Genomic DNA, 23,171 nt, shown 5'->3' with positions numbered 1-23,171 from the left:
AGAATGACAAACGTACTAATCGCAGATCATCATCCTATTACAAGAAAAGGGATCGCTTCTTTGCTTAGAAACTCCGAAGATTTTGAAATCATTGGAAAAGTAAGTAATGGGAACGAAATGTATGATATTTTGAAATCCAATACTCCTGATATACTTATCATGGAGTTGGACCTGCCTCAGATCAATGGAATTATGGCGTTGCGAACCATTAAAAAAGAATTTGCAGGTATTAAAGTAATTATTTTTAGCTCACACCCCGAAGAGATGTATGCACTTAGCGCCATAAAAGCCGGAGCTTCTGCATATTTATCAAAGACTGTTGCCACAAAAACGCTTAAAAAGGCTATAGAACGTGTTGCCCGCGGTGGTATTTATCTTAATGATAACTTAACTCAACAGTTAGCTAATGGTAATACTAATGAAAATAACATGGTGGTAAAGTATAAAAAACTTTCGTCCAGAGAAATCGAAGTTTTAAATCTTTTATCTTCTGGAAAACGAAACAAAGACATTGCCAGTACATTGTCTATTAATGAAAAAACAGTAAGTACTTATAAAACAAGATTACTTAAAAAACTTAAAGTGGATAATCTTGCAGATTTAATCCATCAATCAAGGTTATTACATATTAATTAAATTACGCGATTTAATTTACGATATAACAATTTTTTTAGAGCCTGATAATCTCTGATATCTTCTAAAATACTTATTTTATTTTCTATATGTTGAGCTTTCACTTCTTGTGAAAGTTCTTCTATTTTTTCATTAATCAAAAACCTACGTAAATTAAGAATGGTATCTGAGACATATTGGGAGATCGAATGCTCTTTTTTCTTCACATGGATTTCCATATCTACCCACCTGTGTAAAGTGTGCTGTTCTTCATTCATCATTATTTCTGTAATTTCATACGCTACCTCTGGAGGAACCTGATTAATAAATTGCTCTATCTTAAAATCATCCTGTTGATTTAATTGATCCATTAAAATTGTATAAACGCTCTTAAAAGTAGCATGTGTAAATTCAATTTCATCTTCCTGAAGATCCAGATAAATTTTCTCAAATACTTTACTTGTATATTGTTCTTGTTCTAAAAAGAGTTCCCCTTCTTCATTTTCCTTAAGGATAAGATCTTCAAACTCTTCTTCCTGATTTCCATACAGTAATAATATTTCTATAATTTTTTTTTCCAAACCATCCTGCTCATTAATTTTTGGTCTTTTTGGAGTTTCTTGCTTTACAACTTCCAGGGTTTTCCTGGTTTGCTTATCCTGTTTCCTTTGTTCTTTTGTATCAACATTACGAATCTGTGCTAATGTATCAAAGAGCACTTCTTCAGAAATATCCATAATACGAGCACATTCTTGTACATAAATCTCTCGTTTTATAACATCAGGAATCTTAGCAATACTAGCAACCATATCTCTTACTAATTCTGCCTTTTTGATCGGATCGCTTTTAGACTCTTCTTGCAATAGTGAAGCTTTAAACCGTATAAAGTCTTGCGCATTTTCTTGTAGGTAAACACTTAATTCTTCCAGGGTATTTTGTTTAGCAAAGCTATCAGGGTCTTCGCCATCAGGAAAGTTACATACTTTTACATTCATTCCTTGCTCCAAAATCAGATCAATCCCCCGGATTGAAGCCCTCATTCCTGCAGCATCTCCATCAAATAAAACCGTAATATTTTTAGTCAATCTATGTATCAATCGGATCTGATCCGAAGTTAGTGCTGTACCAGAAGAGGAAACGACATTGGTGATACCTGTTTGATGAAATTGAATTACATCTGTATATCCTTCTACAAGAAAACAATTGTCTTCTTTTGCAATTGATTGTTTTGCGTGATAGATTCCATATAGCACTTTACTCTTATGATAAATATCACTCTCAGGAGAATTTAGATATTTTGCAGCCTTTTTATTGTTAGAAAGTATCCTGCCACCAAAACCTAAAACGCGACCAGAAAGAGACTGAATAGGAAACATAACCCGCCCCTTGAAACGATCAAACTGTTTTTCTTCTTTTACTATAGTTAACCCTGTCTTTTCAAGGTATTCTAATGAATAAGCTTTCTTAATTGCCTCAGAAGTAAATGCATCCCAAGTGTCTGGAGAATATCCAAGTTCAAATTTTTTAATAGTTTCTATTGTAAAACCCCGTTCTTTAAAATAAGTTAACCCAATGGCTTTTCCTTCTTCGGTTTTATGCAATGTGTTTTGAAAAAAAGTATTTGCAAATTCACTAACCAAATACATACTTTCTCGCTCATCGGCTTGCAGTTTTTGTTCATCAGTTTGCTCTGTTTCTTCAATTTCGATATTATATTTCTTGGCTAGATACTTTATAGCTTCAGGATAAGTAAAATGCTCATGCTCCATTAAAAATGCTATAACATTTCCTCCTTTACCACTCGAAAAATCTTTCCAAATCTGTTTAACGGGCGAAACCATAAAAGAAGGTGTGCGCTCTTCACTAAAAGGGCTTAATCCTTTGAAATTACTTCCAGATTTTTTTAATTGGACAAAATCACCTATTACCTCTTCTAATCTGGCAATTTCGAATACGGCATCTATAGTGGTCTTATGGATCATTTAGCTACAAATCTAATAATTACAACAGCTAACAAAGGTACTATATTTACTCGATAATCGATATTTAAATACTCCGGCGCTTAACTAGAAATCGAAATGTTTTTTTTCCAAATAAACACCTCGCGAGCATGCCCTGAGGTAGTCTAGTATAGTATCTAAAAAAACATAGAGGCTACCTTACAAAGGCAGCCTCTACATAACTGAATTACAAACTAGATAACTGAGTCATTTATTTGGCTATTACAAATTTTCGTGTTATCTCTAATTCTTCTTTATCAGAAGTAAATCTGATAAAATAGGTTCCTGATGACAAATCACTAATATCAATTTGCTTTTTAGTTCCTTGATCAGAAATTTCTTTCACTAATTGACCATACATAGAGAAGATTTTTACGTTATCCAAAGATTTATTCTCTATAGCAACGTTTAAGACACCAATTGCTGGGTTAGGGTATATTTTAAAAGCATCTATATCATTCTCTGCCCGAATACCACTAAGTGCGCGTGTTTCTAATTTAGCGACTCCTTCTACACAGAAATTTGTAGCTTCTGAATCGTCAAAATCTCCTCCAGAAGCGATCTCACCAACAGCACTTGATAAGGTATACGATCCATTACCAAAACTACAACAGATACCATCTCCAATTGAATCTGAAATCGTAAATGTATAGTTTCCTGCAGAAAGTCCACTTATGGTTTCTGTAACGGTAGACCCATCAGGATTAGCAGTAGAATAACTCTCTGATGCCACTACAGTTCCTCCCGAATTTGTCAACTCCCAAGAAGTCTCTTGAGGAAAATTATCAAACGTTATACTTAGTATTATATCTCCGCTAGCGCAACTACCACCTGCATCACCAGCAGTCAGTTTTACATCATCAATAGCCGCATCAGCTCTCCAGGTACCTCCTGTTACTCTATTAAATCTTAATTGTAGTCCTGAACCTATATACGCAGCAAGATCAATAGTAGCAGACTGCCATGAATTACCTTGATTCCCTGTTCTGCTCCAAATGCTTATCCAGGTTACCCCTTCATCATTACTTGCCTCTACATCCAAAGAACCGAAATCACTAGAACCAAACATATGGTATTGGAATGAGAACTGAGCAGAGGTTATATCATTAAGATCAAAGCAGGGAGAGTTAAGAATTGCTTGTTTATCAGGAAACCCGATGCCATCACCTGAAGCTTCTACATAAATATAAGAAGAACCTTGAGCAGCTCTGGACGGTCCCGTATTGTTAGATGGTGTTCCACTGGTATCTACTGTCCAATCTAAATCATTTCCAGATGCTGGTGTCCATGCACCAAGACCACTTTCAAAACCTTCATCATAAGGTGCAATCAATCCATCCAAACACCCTGGACCGGTAGTACTAATTAATGTAGTTACAGTCACCGTATTACTCTCGCCAGATTGATTTCCTGAAGCGTCTTTGGCTATTACAAAAAAGGAATATGTAGTTTCTGCTGTTAATCCAGTGATCGTCGTCGTCGTCGCAGCTACTGTAGAAACAATTGCTCCATCCTGGTATACATCATAGCCCGTAACCGCAATATTATCTGTTGACGCATCCCATGTAAGCGTTGTTTGTCTCGCAGTAGTATTTGATGCTTCTAAGTTTGCAGGAACTGACGGTGCTTCATTATCAATAATTGCTGGCTCTATTTTAAAAGCAACTACATGACTTCTTCTTACGTTTGGTGCTGGTCCTTTCATATACTCACTAATATGCCAAAAGGTTGTATCATCTAATGGATCAATCGTTATCTGACCATAATCTCCATATCGACCATCAGTTCTATTATTTTGTGCATCACCATCTGCCGAAACCTCTTCTGCAGCAGTCATTGTACCAAGCGGATCATTTGCTAATCTACCCGTATACCGCAATGAGGTGAATACAGTATTACTTACTACAGTATATGCCAGCCCAATATTTCCTTGACCATCCATAGCAATACTACCACAAAATGCACTTAGACCATCTGGTTGTGTATACGTTCCTTCTTGATAAATTGTCCAAGGCTGACCATCTGCCGTCTGCCTCAACTCATACCATCTGATTCCTGCAAGACTGTCTGTACCATCTAAATCAACCACAAAATTCAAAACCATAGAGTTATGAGTTGGAAAACGTCTGTAATTTGTCATATACATCATTGTTGCTTGAATCGCATCGATATCTGGTCCATCGCCTGGTTCATCTAAATTCTGAAAAGAACCATTGTCAAAAACACTATCAAACGGTGTAGTTATAATTTCCTGAGGCTGAGAAATTGACGAATTACTTGGAGTGGCCCAATCAACATCTGTAGTCCATACCTTTAGATGATCTGTTGTAATACCATTCCAACTATCATCTTGTAAATAGATAATAGAATGTCCTACACCGACTGGTGGCAAAGTAGTCCCGGTAGCATTAGATCCTCCCGGGCTGTAGAAACCATTAGTTTCTGCTCCAGGTAATGGAAATCCAATCATTTGAGCAGAAGCCTCTCCAGCTAACATCTGATCTCTATTTACGGCAAATACTACATCATTAGAATCCGGAGCATTTTGATCTTTATTAGCTGTAATATAATATCCATCACTCCAAATTGATAATTTTTCATAGTCTGGAAATGTTCCTGTATTAAATCGATAAGTAAACCATCCTGAATTCACGGGATCAGGTCCCTGACTAACTGCAATTAAGAATCCATTAGGGCTATTGCTAAATTCCATAATAATAAACCGGTCTGCAAAATTATCATATACTACTATAGGATCTCCTAAGGTTTCTCCGGGAAACAATGTACCTAATGAAGCTTCTGGTAATAATACATTTCCCGCTCTATCCAGAATCCCAAAACCTGAATTAAAAGCATAAACATAATGATTAGGACCTATGGCACCGGTAGCATCGTTTAGCACAGTACCCACATGTGCATCAAAAGATGCGATAGGTGCTTTTAATTGCATACCTGCTGTACTTTTCTGAATTCCAGAATAAAAAGGATCTTCACCTTTTGGAAAACCTTTACCGGGAACAAAGGTATTAGAACCTCTCTTTTTAGGAGGGGCTTTGTGTTCAAAACTTTTTGCAGAGATAATATTATCCATCGAAGATAATGCTTGAATTTCTCTCATGTACTCAGAGGTAGTAATAGTTGTAGGGCCTTTGGAACCAACTTGCGCAACAAGACCAAGATTGCACAACATAAGGAATACTAAATAATAAGATTGTGTTTTCATATATATAAAATTTGGTTAAATATTTATAATTAAGGCCAATTTTTAACATAAGTAGTTCTATGAGCCTGTATCAAAAATGGGGTAAATACAAACACAAAAAATAATAAAAGCTTATAAGTCTTTTCGTAGAATTCTAGAATTTTAAATGTATGTTATTTGAGAAAAAATAAAAAATAAAAAAATGTCATAAAATACTTACAATCAATAACTTGAGCAAAAACCGCAATCAAATTAAGGAAATACAATAGCGCATTTTCCCTAACAACAATCTGTTTTTTTGTACATTATTTAACAAAATATAATCATGCTATTTATCATTGTACTTTGATAGGATATATTGAATATACTAGTATAATAAACATACAATAGTATATATCACAACAAAGAACCGCATATTCGATACGGTTCTTTGCTTGCAGTCAAACAGCTAACACATAATCATAAAAAAATACAAAAATCGTCAACTAATTCACCCTATTTTCATGCCTTGATGGAGGACTTATCCATTCATAGATTATTACTATAGGTCAAAACGCAACCCTAAAGACACATTATTCTGATCTACTAGTGAATCTTTAAAAATTGTTGATAAATCATACTTTGCATATACTGACATATCACTAAAACCAATATACGCACTCAACCCATAAATTAAATCACTTGTATTGTAATCTCTTTTGATTTTTTCTTTAACTCGTTCCCCATTTTCTTTGTATTTAAGCTTTTGACGTGTACTGATATTCGCACCAACATAACCGCCTAATCCAATTCTAAACTTGTGCCTTGTAGTATATCTAATACTTTCGGATGATTTAATAGCTTTTGAAGCACCTAGTTCCATATGCACTGGAATCACAATATTTTCCATTCTAAATTTTGACTTATCCAATTCTATCCTAAATTCTTCTAAATTTGTTTGATCTTCATTTTCGACAAAATATCTATTATCTGTTGGTTTTAATCCATTAGATTGGTATGAAATTCCATACTTTATTCTTAGGATATTCGAGTTTTTAAAAACTCTGGTTTTCCATGCCCAACCTATTTCAAAAAACCGGCTTCCGATAATTTTATAGTCAGAATCATCAAGTGATTGCCCATCAACAATAACATTATTTAAACCAAAAGCAACCACTGCATTGGAATAGGTTCTTTTATCATATTTGATTTTTTTATTCTTATCATTCTTTATTTTAATATCCAAAAGGATATCATCATTTCCCCCTCCATTCCCTATTCTTAAAGATATTTCATCTTTTTCTCCTGTTAAGTATTCACTTCCATTTCTCTTTAATAATTCTATCTTATTATTGAGAATAGCAATTCTATTTTCTATATTTAAGGCTCGATTTTTTGCTGCCTCTTCTTTTAACCCGTTAGCCTTTTCTATTGTTAATTCCTCTTTTGCTAATTTTTCATTAATGGCTTCTACTTCTTTTTTTAATGCTTCCTTTTCTGATCGAATTATTTCTTTTTTCTCTTGTTCTAATTCTTCTACTTTTTCTACTATATTTTTTTCTTGCGCCATTAAAAATTGGGTACAAAGTCCCATCATCGCTAGTGCGATATATACTATAATTGTTTTCATGTATACTTTAGAATTTAACTGGTATCCCTCTCCATAAAGGAGAGAGAATTTACCAGATTGATTGATGAATATTAATTATCTCGTTCTACTACGGAAGTTTTTAGTTTCTGAAAACCTGTCTTAAGCGCTTCAAAGACACGTTGTTTAAACGTTTCATCAAGCTCTGATTCCACATCCAGAAGCAGTGACAAAGCATCTACCGTATTAGATTTTAAAATTTCTTGCTGTGTAATTTCTTGCTGTGCATTGCGTAACAATTTATCGATCTCCTCATCTGTAACCAGCACATCGCTTTCTTTTAATTCTTTGATTTTATCTATAACACCAGCAAGCTTATTATCTATTATCATTTTATTGACTAAAACAGATGTATCGATAGCTTTTTCATTCATCCCGTTATCGTCTACAGAAGTAGTTTTTGATACAATGGACTCCATTGGTTTAAAATCGTTTATCGAATCAATTATTTCTGGAATCTTCAAATGTGCATCAACTACAATCGCATGTTGTCCTTTTATAACATTTTCTATAACAGGTTCCTCTTTTTTCTTATTTTGAACCAATGGGGTTTGAGTAAGCTCTATTTTTTCTAAAGAATCCAGAGGTTCTTTTTCAACATTAATTTTCTTGGTTGTATCGACAAGATCTACTTGTTCACTTTTGATCACTTCATCTGTACTTGTCATAAAAGTTGTAATCATTAAAAAACCAATTAAACTGGCCGCCACTCCTACAAACCAATATTTTTTATACTTTTTCTTCTTTTCCTTATGATCTAATTCTTGTTCTAGTTTTTCCCAAGATCCCTCTGATGGCTGTATTGCGCGTTGCTCCAACTTCTCTTTTATACTTTCTTCAAATTTTAATGGCGCCATTGCTAATATTATTTTGTTGATTTAACTTTTCCTGCAACATTTTTCTAGCTTTAAAAAGTTGGGATTTTGATGTACTCGTACTCACCCCCAACATAGCTGCTATCTCACTGTGTTTGTATCCTTCTATCGCATATAATACAAATACCATTCTATACCCTTCTGGTAAACTATCAATTAATTCCTGAATTTGTTCTACTTCTAATTCTTCATTTATATTATTCCAGGATTCTTCTTTGTATTTGGAAATATCTTCTGTAAACAATATTAATTTTTGTTTTCTTAGAAAAGATATAGATTCATTAACCATTATTTTACGAATCCACCCTTCAAAGCTTCCTTGAAATTTAAACATATTTAAATTTGTAAAAACTTTTAAAAAGCCACTTAGCATAACTTCTTCTGCATACTGGATATCAGTTATATATCGTCTACAAACACCTAGCATTTTGGGAGCATATTTCTCATACAATTGATGCTGAGCATCTCTGCGCCCTTTTCTTGCTTTATGGATAAGCTGTGTTTCGTTTTTATAAAACTGAATAACTTTCAAAGTAAAATCGTTTATTTTATAAGGTTCTCTATTTACATAGACGCTATAAAAATAAAAAAGGTTGCCTGAGGAATAAAATAATCAATATTCTAATTAGAAATATTACTTGGCGCTAGTACACCATTTACTTCTTACGGTCTATAACATAATTAACCATAAGCTCTAAAGATGATTTATAATCTGAATCCGGATATTCTGAAAGAAGTGACAGTGCATCTTTTTTAAACTGAAGCATTACATTAATAGAATACTCTAACCCCCCACTCACTTTCACAAAACCAATAACCTCTTTAACCCTTTTTTTATCCTTATTATGATTTTTAACGGAATTAATAAGCCATTTTCTTTTTTCTTTAGAACAATGATTTAAGGTGTAAATTAATGGAAGTGTCATTTTTTGTTCCTTGATATCAATTCCTATAGGCTTACCAATTACATCATCTCCATAATCAAAAAGATCATCTTTTATCTGAAATGCCATACCAATAAGTTCGCCAAATTTTCTCATCTTCTCAACTGATTCAGAATCTGGATCTACAGAACAAGCTCCTAAACTACAACAAGCAGCAATCAACGTTGCTGTTTTCTGACGAATAATTTCATAATATACACCTTCAGTTATATCAAGGTTTCTGGCTTTTTCTATCTGCAACAATTCTCCTTCACTCATTTCGCGAACTGCTACAGATATAATTTTCAGGAGGTCAAAATCTCCATAATCAATAGACAATAATAAGCCTTTGGACAGCAAATAATCTCCTACTAATACTGCAATCTTATTTTTCCATAGCGCATTGATTGAGAAAAACCCTCTACGCCTGTTAGAATCATCAACTACATCATCGTGTACTAATGTTGCTGTATGTATGAGTTCTATAACGGAAGCACCTCTATAAGTTCGCTCATTTGTATTACCACCAGAAATCATTTTGGCCACAAGAAAAACAAACATTGGGCGCATTTGCTTGCCTTTTCTATTGACTATATAATGTGTAATTCTATTTAGCAAAGCTACTTTTGAAGACATTGATTGTGAAAACTTCTGTTCAAAAAGTTCCATTTCATCAATTATAGGTAGTTTTATTTGCTCAACTATTTTCAATATGAAGCAGCTAATTTTGTTTTCTTATTGTATGCGAAGATACTACAATCCCGATGGAGCGTCAAACCACGAACTAAATAATTTATATTGACAGCTTTTCAGGACTTATTCGCCAATTGCCCGCAGGCAGCATCAATATCTTTTCCTCTACTTCTACGCACGTTCACCACAAAAGCTTTTGACTCTAACGCTCTGATATAATTATCTATAGACTGATTGGATGCTTGCTGAAACTCTCCATCATCAATCGGATTATATTCTATTAAGTTTATTTTACAAGGAACATAACTACAAAACCTAATCAATGCGTTAATATCTTCTTCTCTGTCATTGATTCCTTTCCATACAATATATTCATAGGTAATCCTGCTTTTTGTCTTGGTATACCAATATTCTAATGCTTCTTTTAGTTCTGAAAGTGGAAAGTTTTTATTAAATGGCATTATAGCTGTGCGCACTTCATCAATAGCCGAATGTAAAGAAACAGCTAGTTTAAACTTCACTTTATCATCTGCCATTTTCTTAATCATCTTCGGGACTCCTGAAGTTGATACTGTAATCCTTTTAGGAGACATACCTAAGCCCTCTTCTGACGTAATTTTATCAATTGCTTTGAGGACATTATTATAATTCATAAGCGGCTCACCCATGCCCATAAAAACAATATTGGACAAGGGTCTATTATGATACAATCTACTTTCGTTATCTATAGCAACGACCTGATCATAAATTTCATCCGGGTTTAGGTTTCGCATTCTTTTTAAACGGGATGTGGCACAAAACCTACAATCCAAACTGCATCCCACCTGAGAAGAAACACAAGCAGTCGTTCTTGTGGGGGTAGGAATCAATACTGATTCTACGACTAATCCATCATGAAGTCTAACGGCATTTTTGATAGTACCATCTGCACTTCGTTGCATTTGATCAACTTTGATATGATTAATTACAAAGTTTTGTTCTAGAACTTCTCTGGTAGTTTTAGAAATATTCGTCATATTTTCAAAGCTATGTGCTCCCTTGCCCCATAACCATTCATATACTTGATTACCTCTAAAAGCTTTATCGCCATTATCTTCGAAAAACTGACGTAATTGTTCTTTTGTTAATGCTCTGATATCTTTTTTTACTGACTTCATTTCTTTGCAAAAGTATACAAAAGATACATCGATATCTAATTGAAAAGCTTAAACCATTATTTATATATACAAAAGAAGACAGTATGCTAAAACCCTTTTACTGTTCGAAAATCTTCTCTATTATTTTTAACAGATGCTTTAATCCGTTTCCACTGATGAGTCCCACCGCTACCTTTATATTTTACCTTAAGTATATCAGGATCATTTTTATCTATCCAGATTTGACAATCCGAGACTTCTCCTGTTCTTATATTTGTATACTTCCCTCCTGTATACTTATTTCCACCTTTGTCGCTCAATCTTTTAAGAATGACCAACCCTTCTACCGGTTGATTTTTATCATCTCCCTCACATTCATAGCATACAGCATCTCTTTCTGATTGGCGTAACATTCTTTCTATAGATCCAAAAACTCTATTCTCTATCATATATAACTGAACAATATTGATAGCTACACCTGTCTTTTTATCATATGCTTTCCATTTTCCCAATATAGGATTTTCCTCAAAGGCTCCTAACAAATCTTCTTTTAATCCAGCATCTTCCGGGTTATCTCCGAGCCATACTTTAAAAAGAGCTTTTTTGAACTCAAAACTATCGTTTACTGAACCTAATCGTTCTTTATTCTTATAAAGAGTAATTTTTTTATCTTTAGAATAGACAATTCTAAAAATTTCATATTTATTAATCTTTTGAGGGAATAGTTTTAAAAAATCCCTGATTTGATTTTCCAGCAAATAACTATTACCGTCAGTGGCACGTTCTAAACCATTTCTGATAACCCCTTTTAATCTATCTCCAGAGATATTAGAAATCGGCTTTATCGTAAATGCCATATCAGTATCCTTATCGGCTACCATTATGCCATCCTCAACACCATCTACCTCAAAATCCAGATACAAAGCAATCGCATAATATCTATCTTTTTCTCCTGCCCCATTAAGCATCAGTTCTGTTTTGTCAAAAACATCGATATCATTAAAGTGTACATCCCCCACCTTTGTTTGTGAGAAACATAAAAAAGTAAGAAAAAAGAAAATAATAAGTATTTTTCCCTTCATAAGTTGGTTTTTAAATTAAAAATAATTCTACTTATACAGTTACACAAAAAAACGAAATAATTTATCAAAAAGTATATTGTAACAACTGGGAAACATCATGTTTTTGATAAAAAATTGTGTCACTAAATCTATATATTTTACGAATTACGGTTAAACCGTAATTTGCAAAAATCCGCAAAGTACTAATTTTTCACTAAATAACTAATCAACTAGTTAATTTTAAGATTATTACAACATATCCTTCAAGAATTTAGTTCAAAAATTATAAATGAAGAATATATTTTTACAAAAAAAAAGAGAACTTCACTTTTACACTTAAAAGTGAAGTTCTACTATAAATATTTAGAAAAGATTATCTCTATTCTACATTCTGTTTTTTTTTATTTTAAACTTAAAAAAACTCATTTTTGTAGATGAAAGAGAAAATCATTTTTTTTATATCAAATAATCAACATAGCATCTCCGTAAGAATAAAATTTATATTTTTCTTTTACTGCCTGATCATATGCTTCTTTAATAAAATCATGGCCTGCAAAAGCAGAAACCATCATCAACAATGTAGATTTAGGTGTATGAAAATTAGTAATCATACTATTAGCTATACTAAAATCATAGGGAGGGAAAATAAATTTATTGGTCCATCCTCTAAACTCATTTAACGTATTATCAGAAGAAACCGAACTTTCTAATGCTCTCATTACTGTAGTTCCTACAGCACAAATTCTCTGCTTATTTTTGATTCCTTGATTGATAACCTTTGTAGCTTGCGCAGTCACATATGCTTCTTCACTATCCATTTTATGTTTGGATAGATCTTCTACTTCTACAGGATTGAATGTTCCTAAACCAACGTGCAGTGTAATTTCGGCAAAATCAACACCTTTTATCTCCAGGCGTTTCATCAAATGTTTAGAAAAGTGTAATCCTGCTGTTGGTGCAGCTACAGCGCCTTCATTTTTGGCATATATTGTCTGATATCTTTCTTCATCTTCTGGTTCAGCTTCTCTTTTAATATACTTAGGCAAAGGTGTCTCTCCCAAATCAGTAAGTTTCTGTCTGAACTCATCATAAGAACCATCATAAAGAAAACGTAACGTACGACCTCTGGAGGTAGTATTATCAATTACTTCTGCCACCAAGCTTTCATCATCACCAAAATATAGTTTGTTCCCAATACGTATTTTACGCGCAGGATCTACAAGAACATCCCATAAACGGGTTTCTGAATTCAATTCTCTTAGTAAAAACACTTCAATTCTAGCTCCTGTTTTTTCTTTATTACCGTATAATCTTGCAGGGAAAACTTTAGTATTATTAAGAACCATTACATCATTAGGTTCAAAATAATCAATAAGATCTTTAAACTGTTTGTGTTCTATTGTTTGATCTTTTCTATTAAGAACCATTAAACGCGCTTCATCTCTATTTTCTGAAGGATATTCGGCTAATAAATCTTGTGGAAGGTCAAAACTAAAATGTGATAACTTCATTAGTATTTGTTTTTTTCAAGATGCAAATATACAATCTGGAAATAGGGGTTGTCAAGTAAATGACCATATATTTTACATTTACGAGATTTTAAAATTTAATTTCTTTAAGTCTGACCAAAAATCAGGATACGATTTTGAAACCACTCCAGCATCTTCTATTTCAATGGATGTTCTTAGTGCAATTGGGGCAAACGCCATAGCCATACGATGATCATTATAAGTGGCTATTGTAACATTTTTCTTAATTTCTTTGACAGCTTCTAAGCTAAGTGTATCGTTAGTTATGTTCACTTTTCCTCCTAATTTTTCAATCTCCACTTTTAAAGCCACTAATCTATCAGTTTCTTTAATTTTTAAGGTATGTAAACCTGTAAGATAACACGCAATTCCCAGTCCAAAACAAGTTACTGCAATAGTTTGTGCAATATCAGGAGCATTAGATAAATCTAGTTCTAATATTTCAAAATGTCTGGGTAATGCAACCTTTTTTAGGGTAATTGTATGATCTCCAAAGGTAGTTTCTACACCTAGTTTTTTATAAATCCCAGCTAATGAAGAGTCTCCCTGATAGCTGTATTTTTTATAACTCCCTAATGTAATTATTCTACCTTCAGACAATGCGACAATACTATAAAAATATGATGCAGAACTCCAATCAGATTCTACAACAACAGATTTTGGAGAGACTACTTTTACCGGCTTGATTTTAATTAAATTATTTTCGAAATTCCCATCTATCCCAACATCCTCAAGCAAACTTAATGTCATATTAATATAAGGAACAGAGGTAATTTTACCTTCTAACAAAATCTCTAATCCATCTGGCAGAGAAGATGCTATCAACATTAATGCAGAGATATATTGACTACTCACATTTGCAGCCAGTGACACTTTATTAGCTGTAGGGTTCTTTCCTGAAATTCTTATTGGGGGATATCCTTCTTCTTTTTCATAACTAATAGTACATCCCAGTTGTTTTAATGCATCTACCAGAATTTTAATCGGGCGTTCCTGCATTCTCTTGCTACCAGTCAAAACGGTAGTTCTGCCATCTTGAACAGCAAAATACGCCGTAAGAAATCGCATCGCAGTTCCGGCATGATGAATATCAACAAGCTCTTCTCGACTCGCCAACGCTTTCTTCATTAATTGAGAGTCATCGCTATTTGACAGGTTCTCTATTGTAATTTCTGGATATAGGGATTGTAATATTAACAGCCTGTTTGTTTCACTTTTAGAACCCGTTATCTGTATCGTAGCATCTATAGTATTAGAGATATGGTCAAGTTTCATTAGCCTTTATTTGTTGTTTTTACTATTAAAATGAATCTATTAACACGTATTCTAGGGAAGGTAAAATTAACAGATATATCTTAATTCTATTTTATTTTCTTTTTCTTAATTCAAAATAATACGCCATTATTGCTCCATAAACAAACCCTCCGACAAGACGCGATAAAAGATATCTAATCCAATGCCCATTCGCTAGCTTTTCTTCTTTGAAGGCAGTAAATATCAAACCTCCGTACTCCATAAAATGTTCTATTAAGCTAAAAAGCAGTATAAAAACTATTCCTAATAACAATACAGAAATCCAATATTTTTTGGACGTAATTATCGATTTAAACATTATTTCAATTTCTCATTATTATGATGACGATCGTGATCTCTTTTTGTTTTCAAATCTAGTTTCTTATCAAAAGCTTCCTGTAAATCAATACCCGTTTGATTTGCGAGGCACAAAACTACGAATAACACATCTGCTAACTCCTCTCCAAGGTCTTTATTTTTATCACTTTCTTTTTCACTTTGTTCACCATAACGGCGGGCAATAATTCTAGCCACCTCTCCTACTTCTTCTGTAAGTTGCGCCATGTTAGTCAACTCATTAAAGTATCTGACTCCGTGTTCTTGTATCCACTTATCTACAGCTCTTTGCGCATTTTTAATATTCATCACTATATTTTTTTAAGAACTACTTGTTCGTTTTCTTTCTGAATTATCTGATTATAGAATTCTTTTATAACAGGGTACTTATCTGCTAAAATAATGGATTCATTTAAAGTTTCTGCAACCGAAACCTGTATTGAATCCCCATTTATTTTTAATCTATACACAAAGCTTCCCATATTGTCAGGTAATTGAACAACTGCTTCTTTTGGAGTCTCTACTATTTGATACCCTTCGGGAATCTTAATATTGACACTTATAGTATTAATATACCCATAACCAAAATCAATAGGATACACACGTTTTTTTAACTTAAAAATATTTTCTTTATACTTTAAAAACAATAATGGAGAGAAAAACATTTCGTTATCAATTACCTCTACCTGGTCTTCTAAAGAAAATTCGAAACGCTCATTAACTGGTTTTCCTATATCTTTAATTCCTTTAACATCATACTGTTCTAGATCGCTTATCTCATATTTTTGTTTTACTCTTTTTTCTTGAGTTTCTAGACTTTCTTCTCCTTGTCTCACTCTAAAACGATGCGCTAAATACCCCATATTATATAAATTAGCTTTTCCTTTTATTAATCCATGGGTATCTATTTGGTATTGTACTCTAGAAATGCTTTCTGAAGGTTTTTTGGGTCTTAGGTTTAGGCTTTGGGATGTCTTATTATCAGAGATTATTCTTGCAGCCCCATGTAGTACCCTATCAGGGAGAATATTTGGCTCACCATATTTATCTGTAGCATCTAGATACATCATATTGCCGTCAGAGAATCTAACTCTGGTAATTACATAATTAAAACCATCTAATGTAGGATATAGTGACGCCACCCTGTCCTTAGTACTTATCAATACGGGATTAGCATCAATCCCAACAGAAGACAACATTGAGGTAAGCATTATATTTATTTCTGCAACATTGCCAACCCCTTCTTTATATGCCTTTTTTACTCCATTTCTTGTATAAACAGAATGTCTACTGTTCCATGTCATTTTCTTCTTTAAGAATTCATAGATTAAAACAGTTTTCTTTACCGGATCACTTATTCCCATAAGTAATTGATTAAGGTCTTCTTTATAATAATTACTTTTCTTTAATTCTTCCCCAAAACCAGCTCTGCTATATATCGTTTTTATAATATCCTCCCAGGTGGTAGCATAGTTCTTAATATTATCTCCAAACTTTGTATATTGTAATTCATAAACAATAGAGGATATATAGTTCTTGGCATTACCAGAATAAGCTTCTATATTAAATGCCGGAACATCAGATGACAGAATTGTATTTACATTTATTTTATAATCAATTATACTTTGTTTTCGCTTAGTTCTTTTGCCTGTCACACCTAGTCCTTGTTTCAACATGTCTGGAGTTTTAGGATCAGGCATATAAACAAAATCACCATTAGAAAATGTTTCTTTAAGATTAATTGGTAAATACCCAGTAGTAAACTTTTTGAAATTAAAATATTCTGGAAATTCAATTTTGACTGCTAACTTTTTGATTGGAATTCTTTCTTGCAAATAGATTCTATCGATATTATACACAAATGGAGAAACAATCTTATATGAATATTCTATAACTGATCCCTCTTTTAGTACTGGCATTGTAAATTGATGTTGATTATAATCCTCTGAAAATTCATTTTTAAAAACACCATCTTTTTTAAGTTTTGTTTTTACAATCTTATTATTTTCTAAATTATAAGTCACACCTTTTAAGCCACTAACAACTTCTTCTGAAACATTATTTTTATATAAATACGTCCTATCAGTACCATGTATAAAACCTTGCTTGTTATACAGTTTTATTCTTCTAAAAACCTCCGTTTCTAACTGAAACCATTTTTCTGATTGATTATATACATAATGAACTCCTTTACTTTCATATAAAACTGCTGCATTAGCAGAACTATCTAAAGGATATGACTTCTCTAGCAATTCTTTTTTAGAAACTTTCCCAAATTTAAACTCTTGCGCATTTATAGTAAGTGACAAAACAAGTAACACACACACTTGTAGTATTTTTAAATTATTACATGTTGACATATTGAATATTTTATACATTACTATACCTTATAACTATGACTATATTTTTTTAAGAACTACTTGTTCATTTTCTTTCTGAATAACTTGATTATAGAATTCTTTTATTGATTGATAATACTGCGCAGGAATTAATGCAGTATTCATCGTTTCATCTATCATAAGTTGTATAATGCCATTTGCTACCTGAGATCTAAAAGAAAATACACCCATATTTTCTGGTAGTTTAAACGCTATTGATTCTGGGCATTCAACCACATGATACCCTTCTGGAATTTTAATATTCACCACATACGTATTAGAAAAACCAAAACCAAAATCAATTGGAAATTCTCTTTTTTCTGTTTTAAAAATATTCTCTTTATCTCTTAAGAACAATAAAGGTGAAAAGAAAATTTCATCTTCGATTACCTCTACTTCATCCTCGGATATAAAAGTGAATCTTTCGTTCACCCCTTTTCCATATTTTTCTATTCCTGTTATGGTATACGCTTCTAATTCACTAAAATTATACTTCTCTTCTAAACGCTTTATTTTACTTTCCTCATCTTTCTCCGCAAATGCAACTCTAAAATTATGAGCTAAATAATCAAGATGATGCATACTAAGCTTTCCTCTCACCACACCCTGATCATCGATATTGCATTGTATACTATATCTGTTTTTAGAAGGTTTTTGCGGTCTAAAATTAACAACCTGAGATGCTCCATTGTTAGCAATTACTCTACCTGTACCACGAATAACCCTATCTGGAAGCGTATTAGGCATCCCATATTTATCCGTAGCATCCAGATACATCATCCTGTTATCAGGTAGTTTCACTCTGGTTACTACATAATTAAATCCATTTAATGTAGCAAATAAGGACGCTAACCTATCACTAGTACTTACTACCACAGGATTCGCATCTATATGTGCATATGTAAGCATAGAAGTAAGCATTAAATTAATCTCTGCAGCATTTCCAGCACCTTCTTTATATGCTTTTCTAACTCCATTTCTAGTATACACAGAACGCTTTCTGTTCCAGTTCATTTTGTTCTTTACAAAATTGTAAATTACTGCTGTTCTTTTTACAGGATCACTCACACCACTTATAAGATTATCTATATCTTCTTTATAGTAATTGATTTTCTTTAATTCATCTCCAAATTTTGGGCTCTTATAAATTGTCTTTGTCACATCTTCCCAGGTAGTCGATCGGTATTTTATCGATTCATTTGGAAATTTAACATATGATAATTCATAACTTATAGATGAAATATAATTTTCTACATTCCCAGAAAATGGTTCTTTCTTGAATGCAGGTACATTTGTAGAAATTATATTGTTTACTTCTATTTTATGATCGATTTCATCCCTGTGAAATGTTGTTTTCGAGACTGATCTAGTGTTTCCTCCAGATCTGGTCTTAGAGGTCAAAAAAATCTTGCCAGAATGAGTGGATTCTTTTAAATCAACAGGCAGATATCCCGAGGTGAATTTTTTAAAACTATAATACTCAGGAGATGCTACTTTTACCTCAATTTTTTTTATGGGAATCTGGTATTGCAAATAAATTCTATCAATATTGCTAATAAATGGCGAAATGATCTTATATTTATACTCGATAACAGATCCTTCTTGTAAAGCTGGCATGGTGAATTTTTTCTGATCATAATTTTCTGAAAGCTCTTCCTCAAAAATACCATCTTTTTTAAGCTTTGTTTCTACAATTTTATTATTAACTATAGTATAAGTAATTCCTTTGAGACCACTTACATTTTCTTCATCACTGTTATTTTTATACAAAAACACCTCATCTGTAGCATAGGCAAAGCCTTCTTTATTGTACAATTTTACTCTTTTATATACTTCTGTGATGAGTTGAAATCCATCTGATTGATTATATTCAATATGTATATTTTTACTTTCATACAAAACAGCTGCATTTGCAGTGCTATCCAGTGGATAGAATTTTTCTTGCAATTCTTCTTTTGATACTTTCCCAAATTTATATTCCTGCGAGTGTATACACTGAAAAACAATGAAGAATATACAAGTTCCTACTATTTTTAGTTTTCCCATGACTAATTAATTTTATTGTTGTTTTAGTACTATTTTGGACTTATCCATCGTTCTAACTCTAGACATAAACTCCCGATACTCCTCATATTGTTCTTTAGGATATGTCCCATCGTTCATCTTCAAGAATCTTTTAAATTTCAATTGAGATTCGCTTAGTTTTTCTAATTCATACGTATAGTTGCCAAAAATCGTTTCTAATTCTTTCTTTTCGGGAACTGAATTCAATGTGTACCCCTCAGGAATATTAATAATATATTCATCTGTATGCACATATCCCCTGGGGACTACCAAGGCTGTTTTTCTATCCTCATATTTTGGCATTCTCCTTTTAACTCTATTAAACATATTAGGAATCACTAACAGTCTGCTCCCGGCTTTTGTCATGTAACTTGTAGCGCTCACTTTAATCTTTTCTGTATAACTTATTTCATTTTTATCATCATTTAATTTTATGGATACTACATCCAGATTATTTACATAATCCCAATACTCTTTATAATATAGTTTTTGATCTTTTACAGGTTTTTGTTTGATAAAATATCTCTTATTATATTGTAACCCTTTTGATACGGACGTAACCTCGGCTTCTATGGACTTATCAGCTTTTAGAGTTATGGTTGCTGTAGTAGTCATTATATTTTCTTCTGGAGCATACTTTTTTGTTCTTTTGATTTCTCCTCCTTCTGGTTTGATCACCAAAACATTCCTGTCATCTGTAAAATTGCCAATAAAATTAAAAGGTGCGGTCTGACTTGTACACTCTAACCAGATATCTTCTTCTCCATTCGGAACGTTTAATATCGCGTGATTGCCTTGCATTGAAGCAAATTCTGAGTCTATATCTATTTTACCTTTACCAGCATAAACAACAGTATAATAAGATTCAATATCCTGACTATCTAGCAATGCTTTGGTATAATTAGTCAATGCTTTACAGTCTCCATATCCCAATCTATCTACATCCTGAGCCTGCATAGGCATCCATCCACCTATCCCTAATTGTACGCTTATATATCTTGTTTTATCCTGTACATACTCATAAATACGTTTTGCCTTTTCTTTATTCGAAGTAGCATCAGCCACTAGAGTTGTTATTTTTTGAACAGTTTCTGCAGATAATTGATCTCTACCAGAAACTAAATTATCATATTGCCACTTACCCATAGATTTCCAATCTACAGCAGAACCTTTTATATCTACCAGAGAGAAATCCTTTAATGCGACCCAGGCATTTGGTACTAGCTTTTTAAGCGCAGGGCTTTTTTGCTCAGGTTCCAGCGCCGGCACTTTAGAAATCACATATGAAACTTCTTGATCACCTCTATCTATTTGTACCGGGTATCCATCAAATTTCTTTTCATTATACCGTAACGGAATCTTATTGGGGTTCACTATTTTATATGAAGAATTTTCTACACTTATATGATAATCAACAACTGGGAACCAAGGTTTCATAAATGCAGAGCTCTTATGTTCAACTTCACTTTCATAAACCAACGTGTAGGGGTATCCAATAGGAGTATGTTCAAAATACAACATGCGATTATCACCAATAAGGGAATAGCCATCATATGTACTTCTATCCATAAAGTCCTTCTTTTTATATTTTTTTATTTCCTTACCAAAGGAATTATATACGATCGCTTCTAATTTTTTAATTTTAGTAGAAGGATCATAATACTCACGAGAATCGGCATATCCATTCCCATACTTATTCAAAACGGTAACGACCCTCTTGTTTTTTACGGTAACAGAATTTACTGAGTTGATCTGTATTTCTACAGCTTCAGATCTTACAATTGCATTTGCATTTTCAGTCAAAACCGAATCAAGTATTACGGCTTGCAGGCTCAAGTCATCTTGTGCAGAAATTCGTATGAACGTACATAGAAAAACTGCAACCAGGAGTAGTTGTATTTTTTTTTGCATATAAGTTTTATTCTGGGGTAGTTATTATTCTTTGTTTTTGGTATCTATAAGTATTGTTACAGGTCCGTCATTAAGCAGTGTTACTTTCATATCGGCTCCAAATACACCCGTTCCTACCTTTTTTCCTAAATCGATTTCTAATTGTTTTATAAAATCTTCATAAACAGGAATGGCTATATCAGGTTTTGCCGCCTTTATATAACTTGGCCTGTTTCCTTTTTTGGTACTCGCCTGTAGCGTGAATTGACTTACAACAATGACATCACCACCTATATCCACAACATTCTTATTCATAACATTGTTTTCATCTCCAAATATTCTAAGACGACTTATTTTGCCCGATAACCATAGGATATCCTCGTTAGAATCTTCATTTTCTATACCAATTAAAATTAATAATCCGTGATCAATTTCAGAAATTTTCTTTTCATTTACAGAAACTGATGCCTCAGAAACTCTTTGAATAACTGCTTTCATTATGTATGAGTGTCACCAAATATGCTTTTGTTACCCTATATTTCGCAAAAAATATAATTAATTTTCGTTTTCGTAGTTATTTTTACGATAATGTTCTTCTTCTCCTTCTAGAATTTGCAAATAACTTTTATATCGTGTCCAGGCAATTTCTTCAGCATCCAATGCGCTCTTAACGGCACATTTGGGTTCATTAATGTGCATGCAGTTATTAAATTTACATTGAGATTTTAACTGAAAAAACTCTGGAAAATAATCTCCGAGCTCTTCTTTATCCATATCTACAATACCAAAACCTTTTATTCCTGGGGTATCAATAATTTTGGCATCAAAACTTAGATCAAACATTTCTGCAAATGTTGTGGTATGTTGACCTTGCTGATGCTGGTCACTAATCTCTGCCGTTCTCAGAGATAATCCCGGTTCTATTGCATTAACCAATGTAGATTTACCAACACCACTATGACCAGAAAACATACTTACATTGCCTTCCATTAGTTCTTTTACTTTATCGATATTCTTACCGGTCTTGGCAGAAATGCCGATACATTCATATCCAATCTTTCGATAAAGTGCTGCCAAATACTTTATTTCTAGTAACTCATCTTCGTTATAAGCATCAATCTTATTAAAAAGAAGCACAGCTTTTATCTCATAAGCTTCTGCTGTTACTAAAAAACGATCAATAAATGCTGTAAAAGTAGTTGGATTATTAAGAGTGATCAATAAAAAACCCACATCAATGTTTGCTGCAATGATGTGAGTTTGTTTAGATAAATTTACGGATTTACGAATAATGTAATTACGCCGTTCCCTAATATTCTCGATGACGCCTGTCTCCTGATCATTCTTAGCTTCTAGTTTAAAATCAACCCTGTCTCCTACAGATACAGGATTGGTACTTTTTATACCTTTGATTCTAAACTTACCTTTAATACGACACTCGTATATCTTACCATTATCTGTTTTTACGGTATACCAACTTCCGGTAGATTTATATACAGTTCCTGTCATAAACACAAAGATGCAAATAAATCGCTTATCCCTAAATAAGTAT

Annotated in this window: 18 protein-coding genes; 1 reads left to right on the top strand and 17 read right to left on the bottom strand. The window is 33.0% G+C overall.

Going from position 1 to position 23,171, the window contains the following annotated elements; all coding sequences use genetic code 11:
- Positions 1-3: 3 nt before the first annotated feature.
- Positions 4-636, top strand: a complete 633-nt coding sequence (locus F0000_RS14720) for a response regulator transcription factor (protein WP_149625487.1) — start codon at positions 4-6, stop codon at positions 634-636.
- On the opposite strand, the gene dnaG is transcribed toward F0000_RS14720, so the two are convergent.
- The 17 genes from dnaG to rsgA all read right to left on the bottom strand — a co-directional run bounded on the left by dnaG (position 633) and on the right by rsgA (position 23,128).
- Positions 633-2,594 (bottom strand): DNA primase, encoded by a 1,962-nt coding sequence (gene dnaG, locus F0000_RS14715; protein WP_149625486.1) that lies wholly within the window; start codon positions 2,592-2,594, stop codon positions 633-635. The two genes, F0000_RS14720 and dnaG, sit on opposite strands and share 4 nt — an antisense overlap.
- Positions 2,595-2,823: 229 nt before the next feature.
- Positions 2,824-5,835 (bottom strand): T9SS type A sorting domain-containing protein, encoded by a 3,012-nt coding sequence (locus F0000_RS14710; protein WP_223148905.1) that lies wholly within the window; start codon positions 5,833-5,835, stop codon positions 2,824-2,826.
- Positions 5,836-6,355: 520 nt separating this feature from the next.
- The gene (locus F0000_RS14705) at positions 6,356-7,423 is read right to left on the bottom strand and encodes a hypothetical protein (protein ID WP_149625485.1); all 1,068 of its coding nucleotides are present in this window, start codon (positions 7,421-7,423) and stop codon (positions 6,356-6,358) included.
- Between the two features lie 71 nt (positions 7,424-7,494).
- Positions 7,495-8,298, bottom strand: a complete 804-nt coding sequence (locus F0000_RS14700) for a hypothetical protein (RefSeq protein ID WP_149625484.1) — start codon at positions 8,296-8,298, stop codon at positions 7,495-7,497.
- Positions 8,279-8,848 (bottom strand): RNA polymerase sigma factor, encoded by a 570-nt coding sequence (locus F0000_RS14695; protein WP_149625483.1) that lies wholly within the window; start codon positions 8,846-8,848, stop codon positions 8,279-8,281. Before F0000_RS14695 ends, F0000_RS14700 begins: the two co-directional genes overlap by 20 nt.
- Positions 8,849-8,972: 124 nt before the next feature.
- Complete coding sequence (locus tag F0000_RS14690) at positions 8,973-9,950, bottom strand: polyprenyl synthetase family protein (RefSeq protein WP_149625482.1); 978 nt, start codon at positions 9,948-9,950, stop codon at positions 8,973-8,975.
- Between the two features lie 98 nt (positions 9,951-10,048).
- Positions 10,049-11,089 carry a 23S rRNA (adenine(2503)-C(2))-methyltransferase RlmN gene (rlmN, locus tag F0000_RS14685; protein ID WP_149625481.1) on the bottom strand — a complete coding sequence of 347 codons (1,041 nt, stop codon included), beginning with the start codon at positions 11,087-11,089 and terminating at the stop codon, positions 10,049-10,051.
- An 86-nt stretch (positions 11,090-11,175) separates the two neighbouring features.
- A complete protein-coding gene (locus tag F0000_RS14680) occupies positions 11,176-12,150 on the bottom strand; it encodes a chalcone isomerase family protein (protein WP_149625480.1) in 975 nt (324 codons plus the stop codon).
- A gap of 440 nt (positions 12,151-12,590) precedes the next feature.
- Positions 12,591-13,640 carry a tRNA preQ1(34) S-adenosylmethionine ribosyltransferase-isomerase QueA gene (gene queA, locus F0000_RS14675; protein WP_149625479.1) on the bottom strand — a complete coding sequence of 350 codons (1,050 nt, stop codon included), beginning with the start codon at positions 13,638-13,640 and terminating at the stop codon, positions 12,591-12,593.
- Positions 13,641-13,718: 78 nt separating this feature from the next.
- Entirely contained in the window at positions 13,719-14,933 is a 1,215-nt protein-coding gene (locus tag F0000_RS14670) for a 3-phosphoshikimate 1-carboxyvinyltransferase (RefSeq protein WP_149625478.1), read from the bottom strand.
- A gap of 91 nt (positions 14,934-15,024) precedes the next feature.
- Positions 15,025-15,270, bottom strand: a complete 246-nt coding sequence (locus F0000_RS14665; RefSeq protein WP_149625477.1) for a hypothetical protein — start codon at positions 15,268-15,270, stop codon at positions 15,025-15,027.
- Positions 15,270-15,596, bottom strand: coding sequence for a nucleotide pyrophosphohydrolase (locus F0000_RS14660; RefSeq protein ID WP_149625508.1), 327 nt, complete (start codon positions 15,594-15,596; stop codon positions 15,270-15,272). The genes F0000_RS14665 and F0000_RS14660 overlap by 1 nt, the downstream gene beginning before the upstream one ends.
- A gap of 2 nt (positions 15,597-15,598) precedes the next feature.
- Positions 15,599-17,647 carry a transglutaminase gene (locus tag F0000_RS14655; RefSeq protein WP_149625476.1) on the bottom strand — a complete coding sequence of 683 codons (2,049 nt, stop codon included), beginning with the start codon at positions 17,645-17,647 and terminating at the stop codon, positions 15,599-15,601.
- 39 nt (positions 17,648-17,686) lie between these two features.
- Positions 17,687-19,711, bottom strand: coding sequence for a transglutaminase domain-containing protein (locus tag F0000_RS14650; RefSeq protein ID WP_149625475.1), 2,025 nt, complete (start codon positions 19,709-19,711; stop codon positions 17,687-17,689).
- A 12-nt stretch (positions 19,712-19,723) separates the two neighbouring features.
- Positions 19,724-21,640: a DUF3857 domain-containing protein gene (locus tag F0000_RS14645; RefSeq protein ID WP_149625474.1), complete on the bottom strand. Its 1,917-nt coding sequence runs from the start codon at positions 21,638-21,640 to the stop codon at positions 19,724-19,726.
- Positions 21,641-21,664: 24 nt separating this feature from the next.
- On the bottom strand, positions 21,665-22,117 hold the full coding sequence (gene dtd / locus F0000_RS14640; RefSeq protein WP_149625473.1) for a D-aminoacyl-tRNA deacylase: 453 nt from the start codon (positions 22,115-22,117) through the stop codon (positions 21,665-21,667).
- A gap of 57 nt (positions 22,118-22,174) precedes the next feature.
- Positions 22,175-23,128, bottom strand: coding sequence for a ribosome small subunit-dependent GTPase A (rsgA, locus tag F0000_RS14635; RefSeq protein WP_149625472.1), 954 nt, complete (start codon positions 23,126-23,128; stop codon positions 22,175-22,177).
- Positions 23,129-23,171 lie beyond the last annotated feature (43 nt).

It is taken from the genome of Aquimarina sp. RZ0 (assembly GCF_008370685.1).
Classification (GTDB): Bacteria; Bacteroidota; Bacteroidia; order Flavobacteriales; family Flavobacteriaceae; genus Aquimarina.
This window is presented reverse-complemented; position numbering and strand designations above follow the sequence as displayed.

Coding starts and splice junctions, on each gene's coding strand:
- F0000_RS14720 (WP_149625487.1), top strand. CDS start 4: ATGACAAACGTACTAATCGCAGATCATCATCCTATTACAAGAAAAGGG.
- dnaG (WP_149625486.1), bottom strand. CDS start 2,594: ATGATCCATAAGACCACTATAGATGCCGTATTCGAAATTGCCAGATTA.
- F0000_RS14710 (WP_223148905.1), bottom strand. CDS start 5,835: ATGAAAACACAATCTTATTATTTAGTATTCCTTATGTTGTGCAATCTT.
- F0000_RS14705 (WP_149625485.1), bottom strand. CDS start 7,423: ATGAAAACAATTATAGTATATATCGCACTAGCGATGATGGGACTTTGT.
- F0000_RS14700 (WP_149625484.1), bottom strand. CDS start 8,298: ATGGCGCCATTAAAATTTGAAGAAAGTATAAAAGAGAAGTTGGAGCAA.
- rlmN (WP_149625481.1), bottom strand. CDS start 11,089: ATGAAGTCAGTAAAAAAAGATATCAGAGCATTAACAAAAGAACAATTA.
- F0000_RS14680 (WP_149625480.1), bottom strand. CDS start 12,150: ATGAAGGGAAAAATACTTATTATTTTCTTTTTTCTTACTTTTTTATGT.
- queA (WP_149625479.1), bottom strand. CDS start 13,640: ATGAAGTTATCACATTTTAGTTTTGACCTTCCACAAGATTTATTAGCC.
- F0000_RS14670 (WP_149625478.1), bottom strand. CDS start 14,933: ATGAAACTTGACCATATCTCTAATACTATAGATGCTACGATACAGATA.
- F0000_RS14665 (WP_149625477.1), bottom strand. CDS start 15,270: ATGTTTAAATCGATAATTACGTCCAAAAAATATTGGATTTCTGTATTG.
- F0000_RS14660 (WP_149625508.1), bottom strand. CDS start 15,596: ATGAATATTAAAAATGCGCAAAGAGCTGTAGATAAGTGGATACAAGAA.
- F0000_RS14655 (WP_149625476.1), bottom strand. CDS start 17,647: ATGTCAACATGTAATAATTTAAAAATACTACAAGTGTGTGTGTTACTT.
- F0000_RS14650 (WP_149625475.1), bottom strand. CDS start 19,711: ATGGGAAAACTAAAAATAGTAGGAACTTGTATATTCTTCATTGTTTTT.
- F0000_RS14645 (WP_149625474.1), bottom strand. CDS start 21,640: ATGCAAAAAAAAATACAACTACTCCTGGTTGCAGTTTTTCTATGTACG.
- dtd (WP_149625473.1), bottom strand. CDS start 22,117: ATGAAAGCAGTTATTCAAAGAGTTTCTGAGGCATCAGTTTCTGTAAAT.
- rsgA (WP_149625472.1), bottom strand. CDS start 23,128: ATGACAGGAACTGTATATAAATCTACCGGAAGTTGGTATACCGTAAAA.